Below are 24277 nucleotides of genomic sequence, written 5' to 3' on the forward strand. Positions count from 1 at the left end.
CAAAAGCGCCGCGATCTTCGTCTCGCACGCTTCGTCTCGCGCGCATAACCTGAACGCATCGCTCCGATGAACGGAACGCATTTTTATATTTAGGTGTAAACCCTTATCATTCGCCGCACGACCTCGCGCGCGAACTCACGGCATCTACGCGCGTTTCCATCACTTCAAGAACCACGGTCCGGATGATGAACCGCAGCAAGTCCCACTCGACATCGCCGCGCTGGTCGACCCGGCTGCATTCGGTCGTCACCGCGATCTATCGCAAGCGGCCGGTCTGGATGGTGTCGTTCGCGGCGAGCGAGGCGAATCTGTCGGAGGGCTTGCGAGCAGCATGCGCATCGACGGCGATGCTCGCGCTCGGCAACGTGCTGCACGATCCGGTGTTTGCGTGGGCGGCGATCGGCGCGTTCTGGACCTGCCTCGCCGATGCCGCCGGCTCGAACCGCGCACGCTTCATGTCGATGATGAGCTTCGCGCTGCTGTCGACGCTGTGCGGCGGCATGACCGCGTTCGCGTCCGCCTCGGGTGCCGCGTGGGCCGCGCTCGCGGTGCTCGCGTTCACGACGCTCGGCGCGTTCGGCCGCATCTGGGGCGCGGCCACGTCGCAGGTGACGATCCTCGCGGCGACCGCCTGCGTCGTGATGGTCGATCGGCCGATGCACGACGCGCGCGCGGGTGTCGCGTTTCTCGGCGTCTATCTGGTCGGCTGCCTGTTCGCGATCGTGCTGAGCTTGACGGTGTGGCGCATTCATCCATTCGGCGCGAGCCGCGCGTCGTTGCGCGCGGTGTATCTGCGCCTCGCCGATGTCGCGTTCGATAGCGCGCGGCTTGTCGGCGGCCGTGCCGCGCGGCGCGAATGGGCCACGCATGCCGCGCGCTTTCGCGCCGATGCGCGCGCGTCGCTCGAACGTTCGCGCGATGCGCTCGCGAACGTGCCCGCATCGAAGGCGGGCGCGGCGCGGCCGTCTACGACACGCTGCTCGGCTTGTTGACCGACGGCGAAGCGTTGTTCGCGTATCTGATCGCGGTGTCGGGCGCGGGCGCGAAAGTGCCCGACGATCCGCGCCGCACGCGACGCGCGGTGCGCTCGCTCAATGCGATCGGCGAAGTGCTCAGCGACATCGGCAGCGCGACCAGCGACGCGCGCTGGGAACGTCTCGCGGACCCGCAGGCGCGTCTGCGGCGTCTCGCGCATCGGCTCGAAAGCGCGTTGCTCGAACCGGTGAAGCTGCAATCCGGTTTCGAGCTCGTCGATTTCGCGCCGCGTGAGGTGCACGTCGAGCCGTGGAGCGCGTGCGTCGCGCGTTATACGGCGCGCGCGTGGTCGACGCTGAAGGCCAACCTGTCGTGGCAGTCGGTCGGCTTGCGCCATGCGGCGCGTGTCGGCGTGACGACGACGGCGGGCTTCGTCGTGATTCGCGCGCTCGGTCTGCCGTTCGGCTATTGGGCCACGATGGCCACGCTGCTGATCCTGCAGCCGTCGATCGCCGCGACCTGGCCGCGCAGCATCGAACGCGCGACGGGCAGTATCGTCGGCGGCGTGCTCGCGGCGGCGATCGGCTATGCGATTCATTCGCCGCTCGGCATCTCGCTCGCGGTGTTCCCGCTGGTGATGGCGACGATGGCGCTGCGCCCCGTCAGTTACAGCCTGTTCGTGCTGTTCCTGACGCCGACCTTCGTGCTGGTCGCCGACTTCGCGACGCCGGGCGCCAACGAGTTGGCGTTCGCGCTGACGCGGCTCGGCAACAACGTGCTCGGCTGCGTGCTCGCGCTGCTCGCGACGTTCCTTCTATGGCCGACGCGCGAGAAGCTCGATGTGCGCGTCTATCTCGGCGACGCGGTGCGCGCGAATCTCGCGTATCTGCGCGCGTCGCTCGACGCGCCTCGGCATGGCGGCAAGGAGATCGAGCAATTGCGCCGCGCCGCGGGCCTCACCAGCAACAACGCGGAAGAAGCGATCGGCCGCGTGCGGCTTGAGAAGCTCGAGGACTCGATGGCCGATACGGTCACGCTGACGGTGCTGAGCCTGCTGCGACGGATGGCCGGCACCGCGACGCAGTTGCGCCTCACCGCGAACCGTCGCGACATGCATAGCGAACTCGACGAATGGGTCGAGGCGATCAGCGCGGCGATCGAGGCCGCGCTGAATCGCACGTTACGGCCGGTGCGGCTCGAGTTACCCGCTCGCGAGCAATTGACGTCGCTGGAAGCAGATGTGGTGGGCGAGCTGGCGCGGGTGCATCGGCTGCTGACGGAGAGGATGCGGGAGGCGAGGGGGTAGCACGACTCAGCCGTCGGAACGCTCGCCGTCTTCCGCGACGTCATTCACCGCTGCAACCGGCAACACCGACTGCAGCGTGAACACCCCGGCCGCCAGCGCCCGTTTATCGGCCGCCGTGAGCCGCTTGACCCAATACTCGGCGCTCGACGCGCTCGACCGGTCCGCCAGCTCGAACGACGCCAGCACCCGCACCGGCTTGCGCGAGCGCGTATAACGCGCGCCCGTGCCGCTCAGATGTTTGTCGAAGCGAGCAGCGACATCGGTCGCGATGCCGGTATAGACGCTGCCGTCCGAGCATTCGAGCAGATAGAGAAACCACGCCATAACCGTGCTTCTAGCCTTTGAACGGATTGTGTTCGCGCAGCTCGTCCACGTACGCGTGGATGCTGTTTTTTTCGTTATCGAGGAAATGGCCGACCGCATCGGCGAACGCCGGATGCGCGAGCCAATGCGTCGAGCGCGTGACCGTGGGCAGAAAGCCGCGCGCCATCTTGTGCTCGCCCTGCGCGCCGCCTTCGAATGCGCCGAGCTTTTCTTCGATGCAGAATTCGAGCGGCTGATAGTACGCGGTTTCGAAATGCAGGCACGGCACGTGTTCGAGCGCGCCCCAGTAGCGGCCATACAAGGTGCCGCCGGTTTTCTCGTCGCGCTGATAGACGACGAGCGAGCTCGCGATCGGCTTGCCTTCATATTCGGCGATCACGAGCAGCAGATTCTCCGGCATCGACGCGCCGATCATCCGGAAGAAATCGAGGTTCAGATACGGACTCGAAAAATGCTCGCGATAGGTTTGCCGATAGCACTTGCTGAAGAAGCGCCAGTCGGCATCCTCGATGTCTGCGCCGCGGATCCTTCGCATCGTGATGCCGGCCTCGTGCACCTTGCGCCGTTCGGCGCGGATGTTCTTGCGCTTCTTCTGTTCGAGCGTCGACAGAAAGTCTTCGAAGTCGCGATAGCCGTCGTTGAGCCAGTGAAACTGCACGCCTTCGCGCTGCATCATGCCGATATCGGTGAGCGCGTCCGCTTCGCTCTGCGTCGGAAACAGCACATGCAGCGACGACACCTCGGCCTGCTCGGCGAACGCCATCAACGTGGCCGCGAGATGGCGCAACGCATGCTCGTTCGCCGACAGCAGCCGGTTGCCCTGTACCGGCGTGAAGGGCACCGCGCACAGCAGCTTCGGGTAATAGGGCAGGCCGTTGCGCTTGTACGCGTCGGCCCAGGCCCAGTCGAACACGTACTCGCCGTACGAGTGTCCCTTCAGATAGACGGGCGCCGCCGCCGCGAGCATGCCCGTGCGCGCGTCGGTCAGCGTGACGAATTGCGGCGCCCAACCGGTGTCGGGAACCGCGCATTGCGTCGCGTTGAGCGCGCTCAGAAACTCGTGCCGCAAAAACGGCGTGGGCTGCGACTGCGCGGCGAGGAGGGCGTTCCACTCGGCGGCGTCCACCTCGGAGGGCGAGGCCAGAATGCCCGTGCGATAATCGATACGTTGCTGGTTCAATCTGAGTGACTGTATGCAATGACCGGCGCGGCGCTGTGAAACTGACGCTGCCACGTCGTTCGTTGAGTTCGTTTATCCGGTTTGTTCAATCCCGTCGAGCCATCGAGCCGCGGTACCGCGAGCCGTGAAGGCTTGCCTGTCGATCCTGCCATGAAGACCCGAATCGCTCTTGCTCAAATCAATGTCACCGTCGGCGACTTCGCCGGCAACGTCGCGAAGATCGTCGCCGCCGCGCGCGCCGCGCACAGCGATGGTGCGAAGCTGCTGGTCGCGCCTGAACTCGCGCTGTCGGGTTATCCGCCCGAAGACCTGCTGCTGCGCCCCGCGTTCTACACCGCCAGCGCGGCCGCGTTGGCCGATCTCGCCGCACAGTTGAAGCCGTTCACCGGTCTGCATGTGATCGTCGGCCATCCGCTGCGCGACGGGTCGGACAACCTCGCGCACCGCCCGGCGAACGGCCATGGTAATGCAAACGCGCCGATCGAGCGCGGCGTGCCGCCGGTCGATACGTTCAATGCGGCGTCGCTGATCGTCGACGGCGAAGTGAAGGGCACCTATCGCAAGCAGGATCTGCCGAACACCGAAGTGTTCGACGAGAAACGCTATTTCGCCTCCGACCCGCAGCCGTTCGTGTTCGAACTCGACGGCGTCAAGTACGGTGTCGTGATCTGCGAGGACGCGTGGCATGCGTCGGCCGCGCAGATGGCAAAGGCCGCGGGCGCGCAGGTGCTGCTGATTCCGAACGGCTCGCCGTACCACCTGAACAAGGAAGCGGTGCGCTTCGACATCCTGCGCGCGCGCATTCGCGAAACCGGTATTCCGATGGTCTACGTGAACATGGTCGGCGGCCAGGACGAACTCGTGTTCGATGGCGGTTCGTTCGTGCTCGACGCGCGGGGCGAACTCGTCGCGAAGCTCGCGCAGTTCGAGGAAGCCACGGCTGTCGTGGAGTTCGACGCTGGCACGCCGCTGCCGGCCGCGATCGCGCCGGAGCAGTCGATCGAAGCGCAGGTCTACGCGGCGCTCGTGATGGGCGTGCGCGACTACATCGGCAAGAACGGTTTTCCTGGTGCTTTGATCGGTCTGTCGGGCGGCGTCGATTCGGCGCTCGTGCTGGCCGTTGCATGCGATGCGCTCGGCGCCGACAAGGTACGCGCGGTGATGATGCCGTCGCGCTACACGGCCGATATCTCGACCAGCGACGCCGCCGAGATGGCGCGCCGCGTCGGCGTGCGCTACGACGAGATCGCGATCGCGCCGATGTTCGACGCGTTCCGCGGCTCGCTCGCCGAGGAGTTCGCGGGCCGCGCCGAAGATGCGACCGAAGAGAACATTCAGGCGCGCATTCGCGGCACGCTGCTGATGGCGCTGTCGAACAAGTTCGGCTCGATCGTGCTGACCACCGGCAACAAGAGCGAGATGGCGGTCGGCTATTGCACGCTGTACGGCGACATGGCCGGCGGCTTCGCGGTGATCAAGGACATCGCGAAGACGCTCGTGTACCGGCTGTGCCGCTATCGCAACGCGGCCACCACGTTTGCGACGCGCGACGTGATTCCCGAGCGGATTCTGACGCGCGCGCCGTCCGCTGAGCTGCGCGAGAACCAGACCGACCAGGACAGCCTGCCCGAATACGAAGTACTCGACGCGATCATGCGCATGTATATGGAGGAGGACCGTTCGCTCGCGGAGATCATCGCGGCGGGTTATCAGGTCGACGACGTGAAGCGCGTCACGCGCCTGATCAAGATCAACGAGTACAAGCGCCGTCAGGCGCCGATCGGCATTCGCGTCACGCATCGCGCGTTCGGCCGCGACTGGCGTTATCCGATCACGTCGCGCTACACCGAACCGGTGGAGTGAAAGACGACACCCGCGCGCGGATGCCGCAATGCATCCGGCGCGGCGTAGAATAAAAATCATCCTTTTCCTTTCCACTCTTCCCATCAAGAGACGAGGTTCGCCATGAAGCGCATCACCGCAGTCATCAAACCGTTCAAACTCGACGAAGTGCGCGAGGCCCTCGCGGAAGTCGGCCTCACCGGCCTGACCGTTACCGAGGTCAAGGGGTTCGGCCGCCAGAAAGGGCATACCGAGCTCTATCGTGGTGCGGAATACGTGGTCGACTTTCTGCCGAAAGTGAAGATCGAAGTCGTGGTCGCGGACAGCCAGTGCGATCAGGTCATCGACGCGATCATCGGCGCGGCGCGTACCGGCAAGATCGGCGACGGCAAGATCTTCGTCGCGGACGTCGAGCGCGTCATCCGTATCCGTACCGGCGAAGAGAACGAAGCGGCCGTATAAGCTGTGCAATCACGCACCGGCCCGGTGCGCGCAACGGCAAAAACCGTGCGCCGAATAAAAAACGGTGCAATACCCTTGCGGATATCGCACCGATACGCGCCTCTCGCAGCAGCGTGAAAAAGATTCTCTCGAAGAAACCTGTATTACACCCCGAGGGATGACCCTCGGGGCGCACCGTTCGATCAGAACGAGTGTTGGATACCTGCGTACACGCCGCTTTGCTGGCGGCCTTGCAGCGGGTTGTCCGTTGCAGCGGCGAAGCCCGCATTGTTCGCGTTCAGACCGAAGTTAGCATTACGGCTGTTGCGCACCGTCGCGGCCTGCAGGTCGAGCAGCGTGCGCTTCGACAGGTTGTACGAACCGCCGATCGTGTAGATCGTCGCATTGCCCGCGCCGTTGTTGCCGTTCACGTGGTAGACCGCCGCGATCAGTGCTGCAGCCGGCGTTGCCTGCCACGTCACACCGCCCCATTCGTGATCGAGCGTGGTCGGCTGACCGGGCAGAACCCCCGTTGCGCCTGCCGAACGGACTGCCTGGTAAGCAGCCTGAATCTTGAACTGGCCGAGGAACACGTTCAGCAGAGCGGAGTACTCGCGCGATGCAGCGAATACGCCGTTGGCCGTGTTAGCCGTATTGATACCGTTGTTGGCAACCGGGCCACCCCACAACCCACCGGTCGTCGGGTTGCGGATTTCGTCGTACAGACCGCGGACCTGAAAGAGCGACGTCGTGTAGGTGACCTGCGCGCCAGCTTCGCGACCTTGCGGCGTCGTGCCGTTACCGTTCCAACTCGTCGCGTTCGACAGCGCGTACTGACCGTAGAAGTCAAAGCCTGCGATCTTCGGCGACTGGTACGCGAAGTTGTTGCTCGATTGCGGCCAGTTGCGGCCACGCACCAGCGATGCCGACGACCAGTTCGACTGACCGAACGGGTCGAAGTCCCACACGCCGTTCGAGATGAAGAGCATGCGGCCCATCGTGAACGTACCGTACTGGTTGTTCGAAATGCCGACCGTTGCCCAGCGATTGAAGAGACCGCCGCCGCCGGGACCTGCGCCCGTCATCGTGTTGAACGAGCCTTCCAACTGGAACAGGATCTTGTTGCCGGCGCCGATGTCCTCGACACCCTTCATGCCCCACAGGCTGGTGCCCCAGTCGCCGCTTTCCGCCTTGAAGCGGTTCGAGCTGGTGTTGGCCGCGCCGTTGGCGTTAGCGCCGGTCGGGACGCCCGACATGTACTCGAGACCTGCATCCAAACGGCCATACAGCGTGACGCTACTCTGAGCGTGTGCAACAACGCCGGCCGACATCAGCGCAGCGACGAGCAAAGCTTTCTTCATCTTCTCCTCCATACCCTGTCAAAAAAGAAACCCAGTACTGCGAGTGGTGTTCGGACGCGATAAGCACCGAACAGAAAGCGGTACCAGGGAGAGTGGCGGGTGGATAGGGATTCTCCTGTCATGACATGTAGCGTCGAGCTATCTTTGCATCATGCCGATCCCACGCCGACCGGTTCTCCTCTGCGTTTTGAAGTGAAACTACTTTTAATCAACTTTGTTTTGCTACTTTGGTTACCAATTTATCAAAAATAACTTTAACTGGGAGAAGAAATTAGTACCGCCAACAGGGGGTGTCGCCAAATTGCAATACGAATGTGGGCTGGGACCCCAAGGAGTTCCTCGGGAAAAGGCGCAAAGCCTTGTCCGGCAAGGGAATCGCGGCTTGGAAGGGGTCGTATTAAGGATTGTCACTATTGACGGGTCAAAAGTGGCGGGGTAGGCGAAAACTCGGCCTGAATGGCCCGTTTTGTGGGATTTTCGGCGCTTTTTCGTCGTTCGAATGGCCGGGCGGAAGGACATGGTAAAAACGAAAAAGGCGCTCGTAAGCGCCTTGTAAAACTACATTGACTACATTTTCCATGCCATTCGCATCATAAGTCGCGGGTAATTTTATTACTTGAGACTGCCCGACAGGAATTGCTTCAGACGTTCGCTCTTCGTGTTCCTGAACACTTCGTCGGGATGGCCTTGTTCCTCGACGCGGCCCTGGTGCAGAAACATCACGTGGTTCGACACGTTGCGCGCGAAGCCCATTTCGTGCGTGACGACGATCATCGTGCGGCCTTCCTCGGCGAGCTTCTGCATTACCTTCAGCACTTCGCCGACGAGCTCCGGGTCGAGCGCGGAGGTCGGCTCGTCGAACAGCATCACATCGGGGTGCATTGCCAGCGCCCGCGCGATCGCGACACGCTGCTGCTGGCCGCCCGACAGATGCGACGGATACTGCTTCTCGAGACGCGGCGCGAGACCGACCTTCTCCAGATATTCGCGCGCGTGGTCCTCGGCTTCCTTGCGCTTCAGACCGAGCACATGCACCGGCGCCTCGATGATGTTCTCGAGCACGTTCATGTGCGACCACAGGTTGAAGTGCTGGAACACCATCGAAAGCTTGGTGCGCACACGCTGCAACTGCTTCGGGTCCGACACGCGCAACGCGCCGTCCCTGGCGGTCTGCGTGCGCACTTCCTCACCGTCGACGAAAATGCGCCCCGCGTTCGGCTGTTCGAGAAAATTGATGCAGCGGAGCATCGTGCTCTTGCCCGAACCGGACGAACCGATCACGCTGATCACGTCGCCGGCATTGGCTTTCAGCGACACGCCCTTGAGGACTTCGTTGTCGCCGTACTTTTTGTGAAGCTGGTCGACGAAGAGCTTCTGCTTCTTGGAGTTCATCAGGATCCTTAACGAGCTTGCTTGTCCAGGGACGCGCAGTTACTTGCCTTGCGGCCGCAGGTAAGCGAGCCAGCGACGCTCGGCGCGGCGGAACAGCCACACGAGCGCGAAAGAAATACACAGATACAGCAGCGCGGCGATGCCGAACGCATTGAACGACTGGTACGTCGCGGAGTTCACGTCGCGCGCGATCTTCAGGATATCCGGCACCGTGGCCGTGAACGCGACGGTGGTCGCGTGCAGCATCAGGATCACTTCGTTGCTGTAGTAGGGCAGTGCGCGGCGCAGCGCCGACGGCAGAATCACGCGCCGGTACAGCGTGAACGACGACATGCCGTACGCGCGCGCCGCTTCGATCTCGCCGTAGGGCGTCGCCTTGATCGCGCCCGCGAAGATTTCGGTCGTGTACGCGCAGGTATTCAGCGTGAACGCGAGCAGCGTGCAGTGCATGCCGTCGCGAAAGAACGCGTTGGTCAGCTCGTTGTTGCGGATGATCTCGAGGCTGTAGAGACCCGTATAGCACAGCAGCAGCTGCACGTAGAGCGGCGTGCCGCGGAAGATATACGTATAGAGCCACACGAGGCCCGCGAGCCATTTCTTCTTCGACACGCGCGCGACCGCGAGCGGCACCGACAGGCAGAAGCCGAGGCCGATCGACACGACCAGCAGCCATAACGTGATCGCGACCCCGGTGAAGCGATAGCCGTCGGTGAACAGATAGTTGCGCCAGTATTGCTGAATGATCTCGATCATAGATCCGCCTTTCGCACGCCGGTCGAGTAACGCTTTTCGAGGTACATCAGCACGAAGTTCGACACGGTGGTGATGACGAGATAGATCGCCCCCGCGAGCAGGGTGAAGAAGAAGAACCGCAAGGTACCCTTGCCGGCGTCCTGCGAGGCCTTGACGACGTCGGCGAGACCGATGATCGACACGAGCGCGGTCGCCTTGACCATCACCTGCCAGTTATTGCCGATGCCCGGAAGCGCGAAGCGCATCATTTGCGGGAACATCACGCGCGAGAACACCTGCCAGCTCGTCATGCCGTAGGCGGCGCCCGCTTCGAGCTGGCCGCGCGGCACCGCGATAAACGCGCCGCGGAACGTCTCGGTGAAGTACGCGCCGTAGATGAAGCCGAGCACCGCGACGCCGGCCACGAACGGGTCGATGTCGATCTGCTCCCAGCCGAGCGCGTCGGTCAGGTTGTTCAGCCAGATCTGGATGCTATAGAACAGCAGCAGCATCAGCACGAGATCGGGCACGCCGCGCACGAGCGTCGTATACACCGTGCCGATGCCGTTCGACAGACGGTTCTTCGACAATTTCGCCGCCGCGCCGAGCAGGCCGAGCACGAACGCGAGCGCGAGCGAGAACACCGCCAGCCTGACGGTTTGCCAGGTGCCGCTGAGAAGCAGCGGGCCGTAGCCTTGAAGGAACATAGGTAGTCCACGACGATGCGCTACGCGCACCGCGAAAGACGCGGTCCGCGTAGCGCCGCGTCGGGGACGAGCGCCTGGCTCGCCGTGATCCGCAGCGCACAGCGTGCCGCTGTGCAAATCATGCTGCAGAAACGTTGGTGCTCCTGCAGCGCGCTTGTGGGACTTTCGTCTCGGATTGTTTTGAATCTACTGCCTGGTGTCGCCACCTTCGTTGCCGCTTTCACTGCCACCGGCACGAGCCGGCTTACCACGCAGTATCCTGCCTGTTTCGCTCAACGGCCAGGATAAATGTCGAAATCGAAGTACTGCTTTTCGAGCTTCCTGAACGTGCCGTCCTGATGAACCTCGGCGAGCGCCTGATTGAACTTCGCCTTCAGCTCGGCATCGCCCTTGCGCAGACCGATCGCGGTGCCTTCGCCGATCGTCTGCGGATCCTTCACTTCCGGACCGGCCCAGGAGAACCCTTTGCCGCGCGGCGTCTTCAGAAAGCCGGCGTCGGCCTGCACTTCGTCCTGCAGCGCGGCGTCGAGGCGCCCCGACGCGAGATCCGCGTACACCTGGTCCTGATTCTGGTACGACACGACGAGCACGCCCTTCGGCTCCCACCAGGCCTTCGCGTACTGCTCCTGCGTCGAACCCTGCTCGACGCCGACGTGCTTGCCTTTCAGCGATTCAGGGGTGGGCAGAAGCGGCGAACCGGTTTTCGCAATCATGCGGGCGGGCGCGTCGAACATCTTGTCGGAGAAGTCGATCTGCTCGCGGCGCTTGTCGGTGACGCCCAGCGAGGAAATGATCGCGTCGAACTTGCGAGCTTTCAGCGCCGGGATGATGCCATCGAGATCCTGCGCGACCCACACGCACTTCACGTTCATCTTCGCGCACAGCGCGCGGGTCAGATCGGCATCGAAACCGACGATGTCGCCATCAGGCGCCTTCGATTCGAATGGCGGATAACTGGCGTCGACCCCGATGCGCACCGTTTTCCATTCTTTCGCCATCGCGCCGGTGGCCATGACTGCCAGAGCCACGCACAGTGCGAACTTCTTCATGTTTCTCCTGAATCAAACTGATCGTCGTAATGACACGACTCGACGAGCACCGGCCGAGGGCCGACGGTCGGTATTCTAGGCGGTCAAAATTGCCGTGCCGCAGGGATCGTCGCCGCGCTCTGGTCGGTCCTTGCGCGGGCGGTTCGTCCGACGTGGCGCGCCGGTCCGGCGCGTTCGGTGCTTATCGGGCGTGGCTCGCACGGTGTGGTGCCGAGTCGAAGCCCGTCGCGCACCGGTTGCGGCCCGCCCGCCGAGGCTTGCCAGCGCGGCCTGCGCGTCCCGCGGGACGTCCACGCGGCTCGAAAAGCGCGGTATTTTACCCGAAGAGCGGCAAGCTGCCAGCGCAGCGCGGCATCGAGCGGCAAGACGCCGTGCAACGCGTTGTGCGTGCGCGACGCCGGCGCGGTTTTGCGGGCGCCGGCTGCCGGGCGCCGGGCATCCGGGCGCCGGGCTTTCCGTGCGATGGGCTCGCCGGTCGCGCGATTGCATGCAGCGATGGAACGCTGCGGTGCGGTTGCGCACGATTGTTATGGGGCGGCGCACCCCTACATTCCCAGCATCGCTCTGATTGACTACTTACCGGGAGACTTTCCATGATCGAGATTCGCCGCTCCGCAGAACGCGGTCACGCCAACCACGGCTGGCTCGACTCGTATCACAGCTTCTCGTTTGCCGATTACCGCGACCCCGAGCACGTGCACTTCGGGCCGCTGCGCGTGATCAACGAAGACCGCATCGCCGGCGGTCAGGGTTTCGGCACGCACGGGCATCGCGACATGGAGATCGTCACGTATGTGCTCGAAGGCGCGCTCGCGCATCGCGACAGCATGGGCAATGGCTCGACGATCCGTCCCGGCGACGTGCAGCGCATGAGCGCGGGCACCGGCGTGCAGCATAGCGAGTTCAACGCGTCGCGCGACGAACTCGCGCACTTGCTGCAGATCTGGATCATCCCGCGCCGCGCGGGCGACCAGCCCGGCTACGAGGAAAAGCGCTTCGACGCCGACAGCAAGCGCGGCCGCCTGCGCGTGATCGCGTCGCCCGACGGCCGTGACGGCTCGGTGACGATCCATGCGGAAGCGTCGATCTACGCGGGACTGTTCGACGGCGCCGAACACGCGACGTTCGCGCTGCCGGCGGGGCGCCTCGGCTATTTGCACGTCGCGCGCGGCACGCTGAGCGTGAACGGCACGGTGCTCGAGGCGGGCGATGCCGCGAAGCTCAGCGACGTCGACACGGTGACGCTGGAAAAGGGCGACGACGCGGAAGTGCTGCTGTTCGATCTGGGTCAGTTGAACGGCTGATTCAAGCAGTTGATTCGCGCGGGCCGCCGATCGAGCGGCGAGCAGCGCCAAACAGCAACGCCACGGAAAACCTCTTCCGTGGCGTTTTTCTATTAGCGAGGCGCCCTCCCTGGTCCGCCTCGCGAATGCGCCGCTTATTGATTGGCGGCCGGCGCCGACGCGGCGCCCTTGTGATGCTCCCAGCGCTCGCGCATCTTCTCGTGACGCTGCTCCATCCGCGCGAAGCGCTGCTTCAGCGCCGTGCTGACGGTGGTCTTCTGCTGGTCGTTCAGGCCGTTATAGAACTTCAGCCACGCGTCGGTGGTTTGCTGACGCAGTTGCGCGTCCTTCTGCTCGATCTGCTGATGCGTCGCGGCCATCGCGTTCAGATCCAGGATCGGCTGTTGCTGTGCGGCCTTGAACTGGTCTTGAACCTGCTTGTGGTTGGCGCGCATCGCTTCGCGGTTCTGCTTCATCGTATCGAGCGCGTTTTGCCACAGCTTTTCCTGATCCGCGTTCAGCTTCAGCCGGTCGTGGAGTTGGGTCAGTTCCTTCATGAAGTGGCCATGCCAGCCGCCGGGCCCGCCGTGCGCCTGCTCGGCGGGTTGGGCGGCGTAAGCGGCGCCCGCGCCGATGGCGAGAGCGGTGGCAGCAACGGCGAGAACGCGCGACATCTTTTTGGTGGACATATGAGGCTCCTTGTAATGGAATAGCCGACGAAGCAACCGGTCTTTGGACTGCCTGCACTCGGTAAGGCACAGCGTAGAGAACCGCGTGCGCCGCTGTGTTACGCGCCCGGACGCCGCTATTACCAGCAATTACGTGTGGCTTTCACCGTAACACCCGGTAACCCTTCAGACCGTTTGGAAAACGAAATCCCTTTTGGCTGCGCGTTAAACTTCATTCCATGGCTACTCAAATCCTGGTCGTCGACGACGACGTCGAACTGCGCGATCTGTTGCGCGACTATCTCGCCCGTCAGGGCATCGAAGTTTCGGTGCTGCACGACGCGGGCTCGCTCGAACGGCGCCTCGAGCGCGAGCGCCCCGACCTCATCGTGCTGGACCTGATGATGCCCGGCGTGGACGGCCTCACCGCGCTGCGCAAGCTGCGTGCGTCGGGCGACGATATCCCCGTCATCATGCTGACCGCGCGTGCGGACGACGTCGATCGTATCGTCGGGCTCGAACTCGGCGCGGACGATTACCTCGGCAAACCGTTCAATCCGCGCGAACTGCTCGCGCGCGTGCAGGCGGTGCTGCGGCGGCGCCGCACGCTGCCGTCGGCGGCCGCGCCCGAGCAGCGCGAGCCGTTCAGCTTCGGCCGCTTCACGCTGGATTTCCAGTCGCGTACACTGCATCTCGAAGACAAGCCGCTCGCGCTGTCGGGCAGCGAGTTCGCGCTGCTGAAGATTTTCGTCAATCACCCCATGCGCACGCTCACGCGCGAGCGCCTGCTGGAACTGCTGCACGGTCCCGAGTACGACGGCACCGACCGCGGCATCGACGTGCAGGTGTGGCGCCTGCGTCGCATTCTCGAAACCGATCCATCCACGCCGCGCTTCATCCAGACCGTGCGCGGCCGCGGTTACGTGTTCGTGCCGGACGGCGAGCAGCATGCGTCGGCCCATTGATTCGCTGTTCGGGCGGCTCGCGCTGCTCGTCGTCGCGGTGCTGTTGCTGTCGCATTTCGCGTGGTATGCGCTGATGCGACTCGAACGTTCGCAACTGCAAACGCGCTACGCGGTCGAGGAAGCGACCTTCCTCGTCGACGCGGTGCGTCAGCACGTCGCCCGCACACCGGATCAACCGCTGCCGTCGCGTGTGAAGCTGGTCGACCCGGCGAGTCCGGACGTGCCGGCGGCCAGCGCGAACATGCCGCCGCCGCTCGCGCGTTTCGTCGAGGACGTGCGCGACCGCATGCCGGCCGACACCCAGGTGCGCGTCGGTCCGCCCGGCGCCCCGCCCATGCTATGGGTGCGCGCCGTGACCGATCAGAACTGGATCGTCGTGCCGGTGCAGCCGCTGCGCATGCCGCGCTCGCTCGACCGCACGGTCTTGTGGCTCGTCATCATTTTCTCGTTTGCGGTGATGGCGGCGCTGTTCGCTGCTTGGGCGCTGCAGCGGCCGCTGCGCTTGCTCGCGCAGGCGGTGGCGCGCTTCGGTCGCGGGCTGCCGGTGCCGCCGGTGCCCGAGCGCGGGCCGCGCGAGTTGCGGCAACTCACCCATGGCTTCAATCAGATGGTGCAGGAAGTCGCGCGCACCGAGAATGATCGCGCGGTGATGCTTGCCGGTGTCGCGCATGACCTGAAGACGCCGCTCGCGCGTCTGCGGCTGCGCGCCGAAATGATGGACGACGCGAAGACGCGCGACGGCGTCGTGCGCGACGTCGATTCGATGACGCATATCGTCGAGCAGTTCCTGCTGTTCGCGCACGACGGCGCGGACCGCAGCGAACCCGTGGAAGTGGATGCGCAGTGCGAGCGTGTCGTGCGCAGCTATCGGGCGGTGGCCACCAGTGCGCCGACCGTGCACACGGAACTGAACGCCGGGCCGTCATTTCTGCTGCCGGCGGCCACGCTCGACCGGATTCTGTCCAATCTGATCGACAACGCGCATGCGTATGGCGCGCCGCCGGTGGTCGTCGCGACCGCGCGCACACCGCAGAGCTTTACGCTATCAATTAGCGACAGCGGCACGGGCATCGCCGCCCAGGACCTGATCAACGCGAGCCGGCCGTTCGTGCGGCTCGATCCGGCGCGAGGCGGCAACGGCCATAGCGGGCTGGGCCTTGCGATCGTCGAGCGGCTCGTGCGGCGTGCGGGCGGTGAATGGGAAATCGGCAATCATGGCGGCCGCGGTTTGCGGGTGTTGATGAGTTTTCCGTTCGACGTGCTGCCGCGGGTCGCGACCGCCTCGGAAAACGCCTGGTAGAAGCAGGGGTGTTGGAGTCGCGATGCGCGCGCGAGGCGTCGGCATCGCGAGCGGCGAGAGCTCAGTCCGAAAACAGCGTATTCAACGCGTTCGCCGTTTCGCTATCGACGGTATTCCACGTCACCGATTCCGCCTCGAAAATATAGTGCGTCGTATATTTGCCGAGGCGCGCGAGTATTTCCTCCTGAATCAGTTCCGGCGCGACCTCCAGTTTCAGATACCACGCGGTCGACGACAGACGCGTCTGGAACGCGCCGTATTCGGCGAGCAGCTGGTCGAAAGCATCAGCGTCGTGATCGCGACAGACGATCACCAGATTTCCCTTCATGCGAATCTCCCGTTAGTGCGGTAGTGACAATCCGATATCAGGATTGATGATACCTGCTTCGTTGTGGGAGGCTCGGCGTCGTTTTCAGCGCGGGGCAGGGTGTCGGCGTGGGTTGGCTGAGCGGAGAGGGCGATACCGTCGCGCGCTGAATATTTCGGCGAGCGTCAGGCATTCACCTGGCATTCACCAGGCATTCACCAGGCATTCACCGCGGTGCGCGTAGGCGGCGCCGTATCGTCGGGAGGCAGTGCTTCGGTGCGGTCGCGCCCGCCGGTCTTCGCCGCATACAGCGCGGTATCGGCGCGGCTCATGAGACGCTCGGGCAGATCGTCGGGCGACAGTTCGGTGATGCCGATGCTCACGCTCAGCCCCGCCGAGGCCGGCAGCTTCGGCGAGGGCACCGCTTTCAACCGCAGCCGCAGACGCTCGACGACTTCGCGCCCGCCCGTCAGATCGGTGGCCGGCAGCAGCAGGCCGAACTCTTCGCCGCCGAGCCGGCCGACCGCGTCGGAGCCACGCAACTCGGCGCGACACGTATCGACGAAATGTTCGAGCGCGCGGTCGCCGGCGGCGTGGCCGAAGCGGTCGTTGATCTGCTTGAAGTGGTCGAGATCGGCGATCGCCATGCACAGCGGCTCGCGCCCCGCGTGCGCGCGATCGATCTCGTGGCGCAGCAGGTCGAGGAAATAGCGCCGCGACAGCGCGCCGGTCAACGCATCGTGCCGCGCCTCCGCCGACAGCAGCGTATTGGCCGACTGCAACTGCTCGGCGAGATCGCGTGTCGCGCGATGGTGGCGCCGCTCGCGCACGTAGGACACGGTGATCACCCACGCGAGCGCGACGGTGCCGGCCAGCGTCAGGAACACCAGCAGGTGGTCGCGCTTGTGGTTGCGCAGCAGCTCCGGCCACGCGGCGAGCGGATCGACCAGGTGCGCGGAGAGCCCCGAGTTCAGGCCGCCGCGGTTCTGATAGAGCGCCGGGGCCGGCCGTTCGATCATGCCGAACAGCTGCGCGGCGACCGACGCCGGCACCCACGGCGCCTGCTCACGCACTTGCGTGTCTTCGCGGATCAGCATGTCGGGGAACGTCTCCCGGCGGTAGATGATGCGCCGCTCGGCGGGGCTCATCAGCGTGACGCGCGAGTTCGGCAACGCGTGGCCTTCGAGCGCGCTGTTGTGCGCCATGATGATGACGCCGTTGTCGTCGGACACGAAGGTGCCCGCGTGCGCGACCCAGTGGCGCAACCGCGCGATGCCGACCTTCGCGACCACCGCGCCGACCAGCAGCCCGTCCGCGTACACCGGCGCGGCGATGAAGATGCCCGGCTCGCCGCTCGCGCGACCCACGCCGTAGGCTTCGGAGAATGCGCCGAGCAGCGCGTTGGTCAGATAGCCGCGCGCGCGCATGTCCACGCCGACGAACGATTGCTGCGCACCCTCGGGGTTCGACATCGTGCCGCTCGACGCAACACAGATGCCGTTCGCGTTGACGATCCAGACCTGATCGAGCCCGGAGAAGCCCTGCGCTTCGTGCAGGAACCTGCTGACCCCGGCCATCTTCGGATCCTTGAGCAAGGCGGCTCGCAAGGCGGGTTCCGCCGCCTCGCTGTTCACGGCATAATTCTGCGATTGCACGAGGGCACGCTGGACCACGTCCATTTCGGCCATGGTTGCGGGGATCGCGCGGGACATCGCGAGGTCGCTGGCAATCACTTCGGCCATGTTGTCGACGATCGACGTGGACATTTGCCGCTGCGTGCGCAACGCCGCGTCCAGCTCTTGCTGTACCATCCGGTCCGCGACCATGCCAGCCACGAACCAGCAGACGAGTACGATCAGCACGAAGCTGACCGGCCCGGCTACCTGGCGCAAGGTTGTCCTGTTCATCGACCCTCTGATCCGTCTGGCTGTGACATGCAACTTGCTCGTTCGTGGGCAGCGCGCTCTCAACGCTGTGTCGTTATCTGCATCAGCTGCGGTTTCGTCCCGTCGCGAGCGAGGTGCGCTGCGCCGTCGCCATGCCCGGGATGATCCGCTGATAAACAGGTACGTCGTTTCCCGATTTTAACCGTCGCGGGGCACGATGCCACCGTTATTGCTGGGATGCCGCATGCATATGCCGCACTGATCAGATTCTTAACGGCAGCCGCGCCGCTTTCTTGATAGCTGTGCGGGCCAATGAAGCGATCGAGCGACGACGGCCGGGGCGACGCGCCGATGTGGCTTGCGCGCCACGCCGCGAGACGGCCTCGCGACGTGTCACGCTGAAGCACGCGGCAGCAGAGTACAGTGCGGCGCGGCGACGCGTGCCGGGGCTTGCTGAAGCCTTACGCCCCGGCCTCGCAAGGCCGTATCGCAATTTGCGGCGAAAGGTTGTGCCTGAAACATAGGATGGTGTAGTGTCGTGCCGTCCAAAACGAGGAAAGCCCGCCAGCCCTCGGGCGGCGCCCGCGGCGACAGGAGTTCGGCGTGATGGTTGGGGTCGTGGGCGACGCGTTCACGAATCTGTCCATTGCCGGCCCATGTGTCTCCAACGCTAACGATTTACCACGCACGCGCGTTTTGCCATGCCTGATTTCCGCTTTCCGGACCGACCCATAGACCGCCGCGGAGCAGCCGCGGCCTCCTTCGAGCGTTCGAATGCCTGTTTGAAGAGGGAGGGCATCTGATGGATTTCAGCTTCAACCTGAACCGCACCGCCAATGCGTCGGCATGGCGCGTGTTGCCCAACCGCTGGGACTTCGTCGCGTTCCCGCTGATCATCTGCCTGATCGCGATGGCGTCGATCGGCTTTCACGAGACGCTCGCGCCGATGTCGACGCTAAAGACGCAGGCGATCTCGCTCGATCCGGCCAACCTGCCCGAGTACGCGATGCGCACCACGCTGCGCATGCTCGCGGCGATGGTCGCGTCGCTGATCTTCACGCTGGTCTACGGGACGTTGGCCGCCAAGAGCCGCCGCGCCGGTCTCGTGCTGGTGCCGATTCTCGACATCCTGCAGTCGGTGCCGGTGCTCGGCTACATCTCGTTCACGGTCACGTTCTTCCTCGCGATGTTCCCGGGCCGCGTGCTCGGCGCCGAACTCGCCGCGATCTTCGCGATCTTCACGAGCCAGGCGTGGAACATGACGTTCAGCTTCTATCAGTCGCTGCGCACGGTGCCGCGCGATCTCGACGAAGTCTCGCGCGGCTTTCATCTGACTTCATGGCAGCGCTTCTGGAAACTCGAAGTGCCGTTCTCGATGCCCGGCCTGATCTGGAACATGATGATGTCGATGTCGGGCGGCTGGTTCTTCGTCGTGGCTTCCGAAGCGATCACGGTCGGCAATCATACGGTTACGCTGCCGGGCATCGGCGCCTACCTGGCGCAGGCGATCAGCGACAAGAACCTGCACGCGATCGGCTGGGTCATCCTCGCGATGACGGTCGTGATTCTCGCCTACGACCAGTTGCTGTTCCGTCCGCTCGTCGCGTGGGCGGACAAGTTCCGCATGGAGTTCACGAGTTCGGGCGATGCGCCGGAATCGTGGCTGCTCGACCTGATCCGCCGCACGCGGCTGATTCACCGGTTGCTCGTGCCGCTCGGCTGGATGTTCGCGCGCGCGGCTCGGGTGCGCTTCCAACTGCCGGCGTTCAGCGCGCCGCGCTTTCACATCCCGCAGCGCGAGAAGAACTCGAAGCTCGGCGACTTCATCTGGGCGGCGATCGTGCTGCTCGCCACGGTGTATGTGGTGTACCGCGTGTTCCTGTATGTGCGTACCGGCGTGACGCTCGACGAGATCGGCCACGTGTTCGTGCTGGGCCTGATCACGCTCCTGCGCGTGGTCGTGCTGATCGCGATCGCTTCCGTGATCTGGGTGCCCGTCGGCGTGCTGATTGGCCTGCGCCCCGCGCTCGCGGAAAAGATGCAGCCACTCGCGCAGTTCCTCGCGGCGTTCCCGGCGAATTTGCTGTTCCCGGTGTTCGTGATCGCGATCGTGCGCTTTCACCTGAATCCGGACATCTGGCTGTCGCCGCTGATCGTGCTCGGCACGCAGTGGTATATCCTGTTCAACGTGATTGCAGGTGCAAGCTCGTATCCGAACGACTACCGCGAGGCGGCCAAGAATTTCCACATTCGCGGCTGGCAGTGGTGGCGTCAGGCGATGCTGCCGGGCATTTTTCCGTACTACGTGACCGGTGCGATCACCGCGTCGGGCGGCGCGTGGAACGCGAGCATCGTTGCCGAGTTCGTGCAGTGGGGCGATACCAAGGTCGCCGCGCATGGCCTCGGCGCCTATATCGCGCAGACTACCGCGGCGGGCGACTATCCGAAGATCATCGTGGGCATCGCCGTGATGTCCCTATTCGTGACCCTGTTCAACCGTCTGCTGTGGCGTCCGATGTACGCCTACGCCGAAGGCAAGCTCCGTCTAGATTGAGAAATGAAGGCTTAACGCGATGCAAAATCCTAAAGCTGCTATGACCGCCGCGCCGATCCAGACGCCGCCGAAGCCCCCGCGCCTCGGCGAGGAAATCCTGCGCGTGAAGGACGTGTGCCGCGGCTTCAACAAGACGCAGGGCGAACTGCTCGTCCTCGACGACGCGAATCTGTCGCTGCGCGAGGGCGAGATCGTCGGCCTGCTTGGCCGTTCGGGCTCGGGCAAGTCGACGCTGTTGCGCATCATCGCCGGTCTGATCGAGCCGACCGACGGCGAAGTCACGTACATGGGCAAGCCGCTCGCAGGCCCGGCCAAGGGTGTCGCGATGGTGTTCCAGACCTTCGCGCTGTTTCCGTGGCTGACCGTGCTGCAGAACGTGGAAGCGGGTCTCGAGGCGCAAGGCGTCGGTGCGTCGGAGCGGCGCACGCGCGCGCTCGCCGCGATCGACCTGATCGGCCTCGACGGCTTCGAAAACGCGTATCCGCGCGAGTTGTCGGGCGGCATGCGCCAGCGCGTCGGCTTTGCGCGCGCGCTCGTCGTCGATCCGACGCTGCTGCTGATGGACGAGCCGTTCTCCGCGCTCGACGTGCTGACCGCCGAAACGCTGCGTACCGACCTGCTCGATCTCTGGACGCAGGGGCGCATGCCGATCAAGGCGGTGCTGATCGTGACGCACAACATCGAGGAAGCGGTGTTCATGTGCGACCGCATTCTGGTGCTGTCGTCGAACCCGGGCCGCGTGATCGCCGAGATCAAGGTGCCGTTCAAGCATCCGCGCAACCGTCTGGACCCGGCATTCCGCCGCCTCGTCGACGAGATCTACGCGAAGATGACCGCGCGTCAGACCGACGAAAAGACCAAGAAGGGGCTGGAGCTCGGTAGCTGGCTGCCGCACGTGTCGACCAACCTGATGGCCGGTCTGATCGAAACGCTCGCCGCCGCGCCGTATCACGGCCGCGCGGACATGCCGGAAATCGCGCGCTCGCTGCATCTGGAGGTCGACGATCTGTTCCCGATCGCCGAAGTGCTGCAGCACCTCGGTTTCGCCGACGTGCGCGAGGGCGACATTTTCCTGACGCCGCCGGCGCGCGTGTTCTCCGAGTTCGGCACGCAGGAACGGAAGATGATGTTCGCCGAGCATCTGCTGCGGCACGTGCCGCTCGCGGCGCGGATCAAGAAGGTGTTGAACGAGCGGCCCGGACATCGCGCGCCGCGCGTGCGTTTCGAGCAGGAGCTCGAGGACTTCCTGTCGGACAGCGCGGCGGAAGAGACGCTCGACGCGGTCATCAACTGGGGCCGTTACGGCGAGATCTTTTCGTATAACGACCAGACCGAAATCTTCAGTCTGGAAGACGTGGAGTCTTGAGCCTGGGTTGCCGCGGAAACGACTGCGGTCCAGACAAAAAAGCGGCGAGGAAAACCTCGCCGCTTTTTTATTGCAGATTGCCCCAGCGTGCAACCGCCGGCTCGGCCGTCGCCCACTTCCAACCCTTGTCCTGCTGGCACGCGCTCGCCGTGAACCACCTCTCGGGCGCGTTCGGGCCGTCGCCGTCCTGCACCGAGAACACGAAATCCTTGCACAGCGCGAGCGCCGAGCTGAACGCGCGGGTCACGCGCACCTCGCCGTGGCCGTTTTCGATCGGCAAGGTGTGCTTGACCGACCACGGTTTCGTTTCGCCGACCGGCATCGTGCCGACCAGCGCCGCCATCAGATCCTGCTGATCCTTGTGCATGCTGCGCATGTAGCGCGCGACCGCTTCGTCGGTCGCGGCCTGCACGGCCACGCCGACGCCGAGCGCGACGGCCGGATTGCTGGTCACGAGGCCTGACGCGATACCCGCCGCCGCGCCGCTCGCCGCGCCGATCGACGCGCAGCCGCTCGCCAGCAGGCTCGCGCCGACGCATAGCGCGCCGGCCGCGATGAGCCGCATCCGATCACCCATCGGAACGCCAAGCGAACGCAATTTCATTGCAGCGCACCCCAGCGCTCGGTGGCGGGTTCGGCCGATGCCCAACGCCAGTCCTTACCATCACGGCAAACCGATGCGATGTAGAACGCGCTGCTCGCGGGCTTGTCGCGGGTTTCGTTTTGATCGACGGAAAAGACGATTTCCTTGCAGTCGAGCGGGCCGGTGCTGATCAGACGGCTGACGGTCACGCGGCCGTGTTCGTCGTCTTCGATTGGGAAAGAGTGGGTGATGCTCCACGGGGCGACCGCGCCGACCTCGAGCGGACCGGCCGCCTGCGCGATGCTGTTCTGCGTATTCGTGTGAACTACGCGCTCCGAGTACTGCACACCGGCGCGCGCGGCGGCGACCGCGCCAAGACCGATACCGGTCGCGACCGCCGCATTGCTGGTGACCTTGTTGGCGACCGCGGCGCCCGCGACACCGGCGCCCGCGACCGCGCCTTCCGAGTACAACGAACTACAGCCGCTCAATGCCGACGAAACCGCCAGCGCCAGCGCGATCAGCGCTGCTACGTGGGGGCGTTTGCCAGCGACATCGGACTTCGCGTTGACAGCCCACACCATGTTCTTTTGCATTTCTCCCGTCCCTGCCCGTACAGGTGCCTGCGTTCACGCTTCGCGCGTGTAAACGAAGGACACGTCGTTCATTATGCAGCCGCATTGTGCAGGATGCGTTTTGTAATTGGCAGCGAAAAAGTGCAAGAAATTGCAAAACATCGTGCACTGTGATGTTTTCTGTCGCATGGGCGGGCTTACCTGGCTCTGCCAGGTATTGGGGACATCAGGTAAATTTGCCGTCGGCGTGAGACGTTGAGCAGGTGAATTCGGTGCCGCGAAACCCGCGGCGAAAGGATCATGACGAACAGCGCAACAGTTGGCCGCCGCCATCGGCGCACGGCTCGCGTTGCACCGTGCCTATGAGTCGGCTTCGTCTTCCCCGCTTTCGTCGCCGTATGCGCTCAGCCGGTTGTACAGCGTTTTGAGGCTCACGCCGAGCGCTTTGGCAGCGCGTCGCTTGTCGCCGCCGCAGTACTTGAGGGTGCCGAGAATGATCTGCTTCTGCGCGTCGGCGAGCGGCGTGCCGATCCACACGCTCATCGCGTCGCCTTGCGTGACCGCTTTCTTGACTCGCGACGCAAGATGCGGATGCGGCAATTCAACCGTCTTTTCCGCGAGAATGAACGCGCGATAGACGGCGTTCTTCAACTCGCGCACATTGCCCGGCCACGACCACGAACGCAGCGTTTCGATCGAGCGTTTGCTGAAGCTCTTGTTGGTGCCTTCCTGCTGATTCAATTGCGCGAGGAAGTGTTGCGCGAGCAGTTCGCGATCGTTTTCGCGCTCGCGCAGCGGCGGCGCGCGCAGCGGAAACACCGCGAGCCGGTACATCAGATCCTCGCGCAAGCCGTTTTCCTTGACGGCTACGGCGGGGTCGCGATTGGTCGCGGCGATCACGCGCACGTTGCCGCTGATCAACTCGTTGCCGCCGACGCGATAGAACGTGCCGGTTTCGAGCGCGCGCAGCAGCTTGACCTGGCGCACCGGCGCCATTTCGGTGATTTCGTCCAGAAACAGCGTGCCGCCGTTCGCATGTTCGAAGTAGCCGACGCGGCCCTGGACCGCGCCGGTGAAGCTGCCTCTTTCGTGGCCGAACAGTTCGGCTTCGATCAGCTCATCGGGAATCGCGCCGCAGTTCACGGCGACGAACGCGCCGTCCTTGCGGCCGCTGCGCTCGTGAATGGTGCGGGCGATCAGCTCCTTGCCGGTGCCCGATTCGCCGATGATCAGCGCGGTCGCGTCGGTATCGGCGACGCGTTCGATCTGTTCGTACAGATCGAGCATTACCGGCGACGAGCCGTACAGCAGCCCGTACGATTTCAGTCCCGCGACGGCGTCCGCGACGCGCTGCTTCGCTTGTGGCGAAGCATTGCCACCGGCGGACACGGTGGGCGAGTCCAGATCGATTGACGCCATAAAAAGGGAAGTCCTGTGCAAATGGAGTTCGTATTGCGGCGCGCAGGCCTTGAATGCGATAG

The 24277-nt window shown here is 64.3% G+C and carries 20 protein-coding genes and 1 pseudogene; 8 read left to right on the forward strand and 13 right to left on the reverse strand.

Annotated elements, in window-relative coordinates; all coding sequences use genetic code 11:
- Positions 1-182: 182 nt before the first annotated feature.
- Positions 183-2281 (forward strand): annotated as a pseudogene (locus tag OKW27_RS33090) (FUSC family protein).
- Between the two features lie 6 nt (positions 2282-2287).
- Here OKW27_RS33090 and OKW27_RS33095 read toward each other — a convergent pair.
- A complete protein-coding gene (locus tag OKW27_RS33095) occupies positions 2288-2605 on the reverse strand; it encodes a GIY-YIG nuclease family protein (protein WP_090803545.1) in 318 nt (105 codons plus the stop codon).
- A gap of 10 nt (positions 2606-2615) precedes the next feature.
- Positions 2616-3785: a GNAT family N-acetyltransferase gene (locus OKW27_RS33100; protein WP_429335939.1), complete on the reverse strand. Its 1170-nt coding sequence runs from the start codon at positions 3783-3785 to the stop codon at positions 2616-2618.
- Positions 3786-3935: 150 nt separating this feature from the next.
- Here OKW27_RS33100 and OKW27_RS33105 point away from each other — a divergent pair, with 150 nt between their 5' ends.
- On the forward strand, positions 3936-5648 hold the full coding sequence (locus OKW27_RS33105; RefSeq protein WP_184065499.1) for an NAD+ synthase: 1713 nt from the start codon (positions 3936-3938) through the stop codon (positions 5646-5648).
- A gap of 102 nt (positions 5649-5750) precedes the next feature.
- Complete coding sequence (gene glnK / locus OKW27_RS33110) at positions 5751-6089, forward strand: P-II family nitrogen regulator (protein ID WP_013088783.1); 339 nt, start codon at positions 5751-5753, stop codon at positions 6087-6089.
- Between the two features lie 182 nt (positions 6090-6271).
- Here the strand turns inward: glnK and OKW27_RS33115 are convergent, their stop codons facing one another.
- From OKW27_RS33115 to OKW27_RS33135, 5 genes are all read right to left on the reverse strand, one after another.
- On the reverse strand, positions 6272-7429 hold the full coding sequence (locus OKW27_RS33115; protein ID WP_187613462.1) for a porin: 1158 nt from the start codon (positions 7427-7429) through the stop codon (positions 6272-6274).
- A 612-nt stretch (positions 7430-8041) separates the two neighbouring features.
- Positions 8042-8821: an ABC transporter ATP-binding protein gene (locus tag OKW27_RS33120; protein WP_429335940.1), complete on the reverse strand. Its 780-nt coding sequence runs from the start codon at positions 8819-8821 to the stop codon at positions 8042-8044.
- 39 nt (positions 8822-8860) lie between these two features.
- A complete protein-coding gene (locus OKW27_RS33125; protein WP_018419774.1) occupies positions 8861-9574 on the reverse strand; it encodes an ABC transporter permease in 714 nt (237 codons plus the stop codon).
- Complete coding sequence (locus OKW27_RS33130; protein ID WP_090803552.1) at positions 9571-10260, reverse strand: ABC transporter permease; 690 nt, start codon at positions 10258-10260, stop codon at positions 9571-9573. The genes OKW27_RS33125 and OKW27_RS33130 overlap by 4 nt, the downstream gene beginning before the upstream one ends.
- A 272-nt stretch (positions 10261-10532) precedes the next feature.
- Positions 10533-11309 (reverse strand): ABC transporter substrate-binding protein, encoded by a 777-nt coding sequence (locus OKW27_RS33135; RefSeq protein WP_187613460.1) that lies wholly within the window; start codon positions 11307-11309, stop codon positions 10533-10535.
- A gap of 593 nt (positions 11310-11902) precedes the next feature.
- On the opposite strand from OKW27_RS33135, the gene OKW27_RS33140 reads away from it, so the two are divergent.
- On the forward strand, positions 11903-12613 hold the full coding sequence (locus tag OKW27_RS33140) for a pirin family protein (protein WP_090803557.1): 711 nt from the start codon (positions 11903-11905) through the stop codon (positions 12611-12613).
- A 134-nt stretch (positions 12614-12747) separates the two neighbouring features.
- On the opposite strand, the gene OKW27_RS33145 is transcribed toward OKW27_RS33140, so the two are convergent.
- Complete coding sequence (locus OKW27_RS33145) at positions 12748-13281, reverse strand: periplasmic heavy metal sensor (protein WP_090803559.1); 534 nt, start codon at positions 13279-13281, stop codon at positions 12748-12750.
- Between the two features lie 218 nt (positions 13282-13499).
- Here OKW27_RS33145 and OKW27_RS33150 point away from each other — a divergent pair, with 218 nt between their 5' ends.
- Positions 13500-14225: a response regulator gene (locus tag OKW27_RS33150; RefSeq protein ID WP_090803560.1), complete on the forward strand. Its 726-nt coding sequence runs from the start codon at positions 13500-13502 to the stop codon at positions 14223-14225.
- Positions 14209-15525 (forward strand): ATP-binding protein, encoded by a 1317-nt coding sequence (locus OKW27_RS33155; protein WP_090803562.1) that lies wholly within the window; start codon positions 14209-14211, stop codon positions 15523-15525. Before OKW27_RS33150 ends, OKW27_RS33155 begins: the two co-directional genes overlap by 17 nt.
- A gap of 61 nt (positions 15526-15586) precedes the next feature.
- Here OKW27_RS33155 and OKW27_RS33160 read toward each other — a convergent pair whose 3' ends face one another.
- Both OKW27_RS33160 and OKW27_RS33165 read right to left on the reverse strand, forming a co-directional pair.
- Positions 15587-15853, reverse strand: coding sequence for a hypothetical protein (locus OKW27_RS33160; RefSeq protein ID WP_090803564.1), 267 nt, complete (start codon positions 15851-15853; stop codon positions 15587-15589).
- Positions 15854-16047: 194 nt separating this feature from the next.
- Positions 16048-17739: a sensor domain-containing diguanylate cyclase gene (locus OKW27_RS33165; RefSeq protein WP_187613457.1), complete on the reverse strand. Its 1692-nt coding sequence runs from the start codon at positions 17737-17739 to the stop codon at positions 16048-16050.
- 781 nt (positions 17740-18520) lie between these two features.
- On the opposite strand from OKW27_RS33165, the gene OKW27_RS33170 reads away from it, so the two are divergent.
- On the forward strand, positions 18521-20272 hold the full coding sequence (locus tag OKW27_RS33170) for an ABC transporter permease (protein WP_090803567.1): 1752 nt from the start codon (positions 18521-18523) through the stop codon (positions 20270-20272).
- A gap of 19 nt (positions 20273-20291) precedes the next feature.
- Positions 20292-21638, forward strand: a complete 1347-nt coding sequence (locus OKW27_RS33175) for an AAA-associated domain-containing protein (protein WP_026225663.1) — start codon at positions 20292-20294, stop codon at positions 21636-21638.
- Positions 21639-21705: 67 nt separating this feature from the next.
- Here OKW27_RS33175 and OKW27_RS33180 read toward each other — a convergent pair whose 3' ends face one another.
- The 3 genes from OKW27_RS33180 to OKW27_RS33190 all read right to left on the reverse strand — a co-directional run bounded on the left by OKW27_RS33180 (position 21706) and on the right by OKW27_RS33190 (position 24215).
- Positions 21706-22242 carry a hypothetical protein gene (locus tag OKW27_RS33180; protein WP_090803568.1) on the reverse strand — a complete coding sequence of 179 codons (537 nt, stop codon included), beginning with the start codon at positions 22240-22242 and terminating at the stop codon, positions 21706-21708.
- On the reverse strand, positions 22239-22817 hold the full coding sequence (locus OKW27_RS33185; protein ID WP_429335941.1) for a hypothetical protein: 579 nt from the start codon (positions 22815-22817) through the stop codon (positions 22239-22241). Before OKW27_RS33185 ends, OKW27_RS33180 begins: the two co-directional genes overlap by 4 nt.
- Positions 22818-23156: 339 nt before the next feature.
- Positions 23157-24215 (reverse strand): sigma-54 interaction domain-containing protein, encoded by a 1059-nt coding sequence (locus OKW27_RS33190; protein ID WP_429335942.1) that lies wholly within the window; start codon positions 24213-24215, stop codon positions 23157-23159.
- Positions 24216-24277: the final 62 nt, after the last annotated feature.

The sequence above is a fragment of the Paraburkholderia sp. 35.1 genome (genome assembly GCF_050436525.1).
Lineage (GTDB): Bacteria > Pseudomonadota > Gammaproteobacteria > Burkholderiales > Burkholderiaceae > Paraburkholderia > Paraburkholderia tuberum.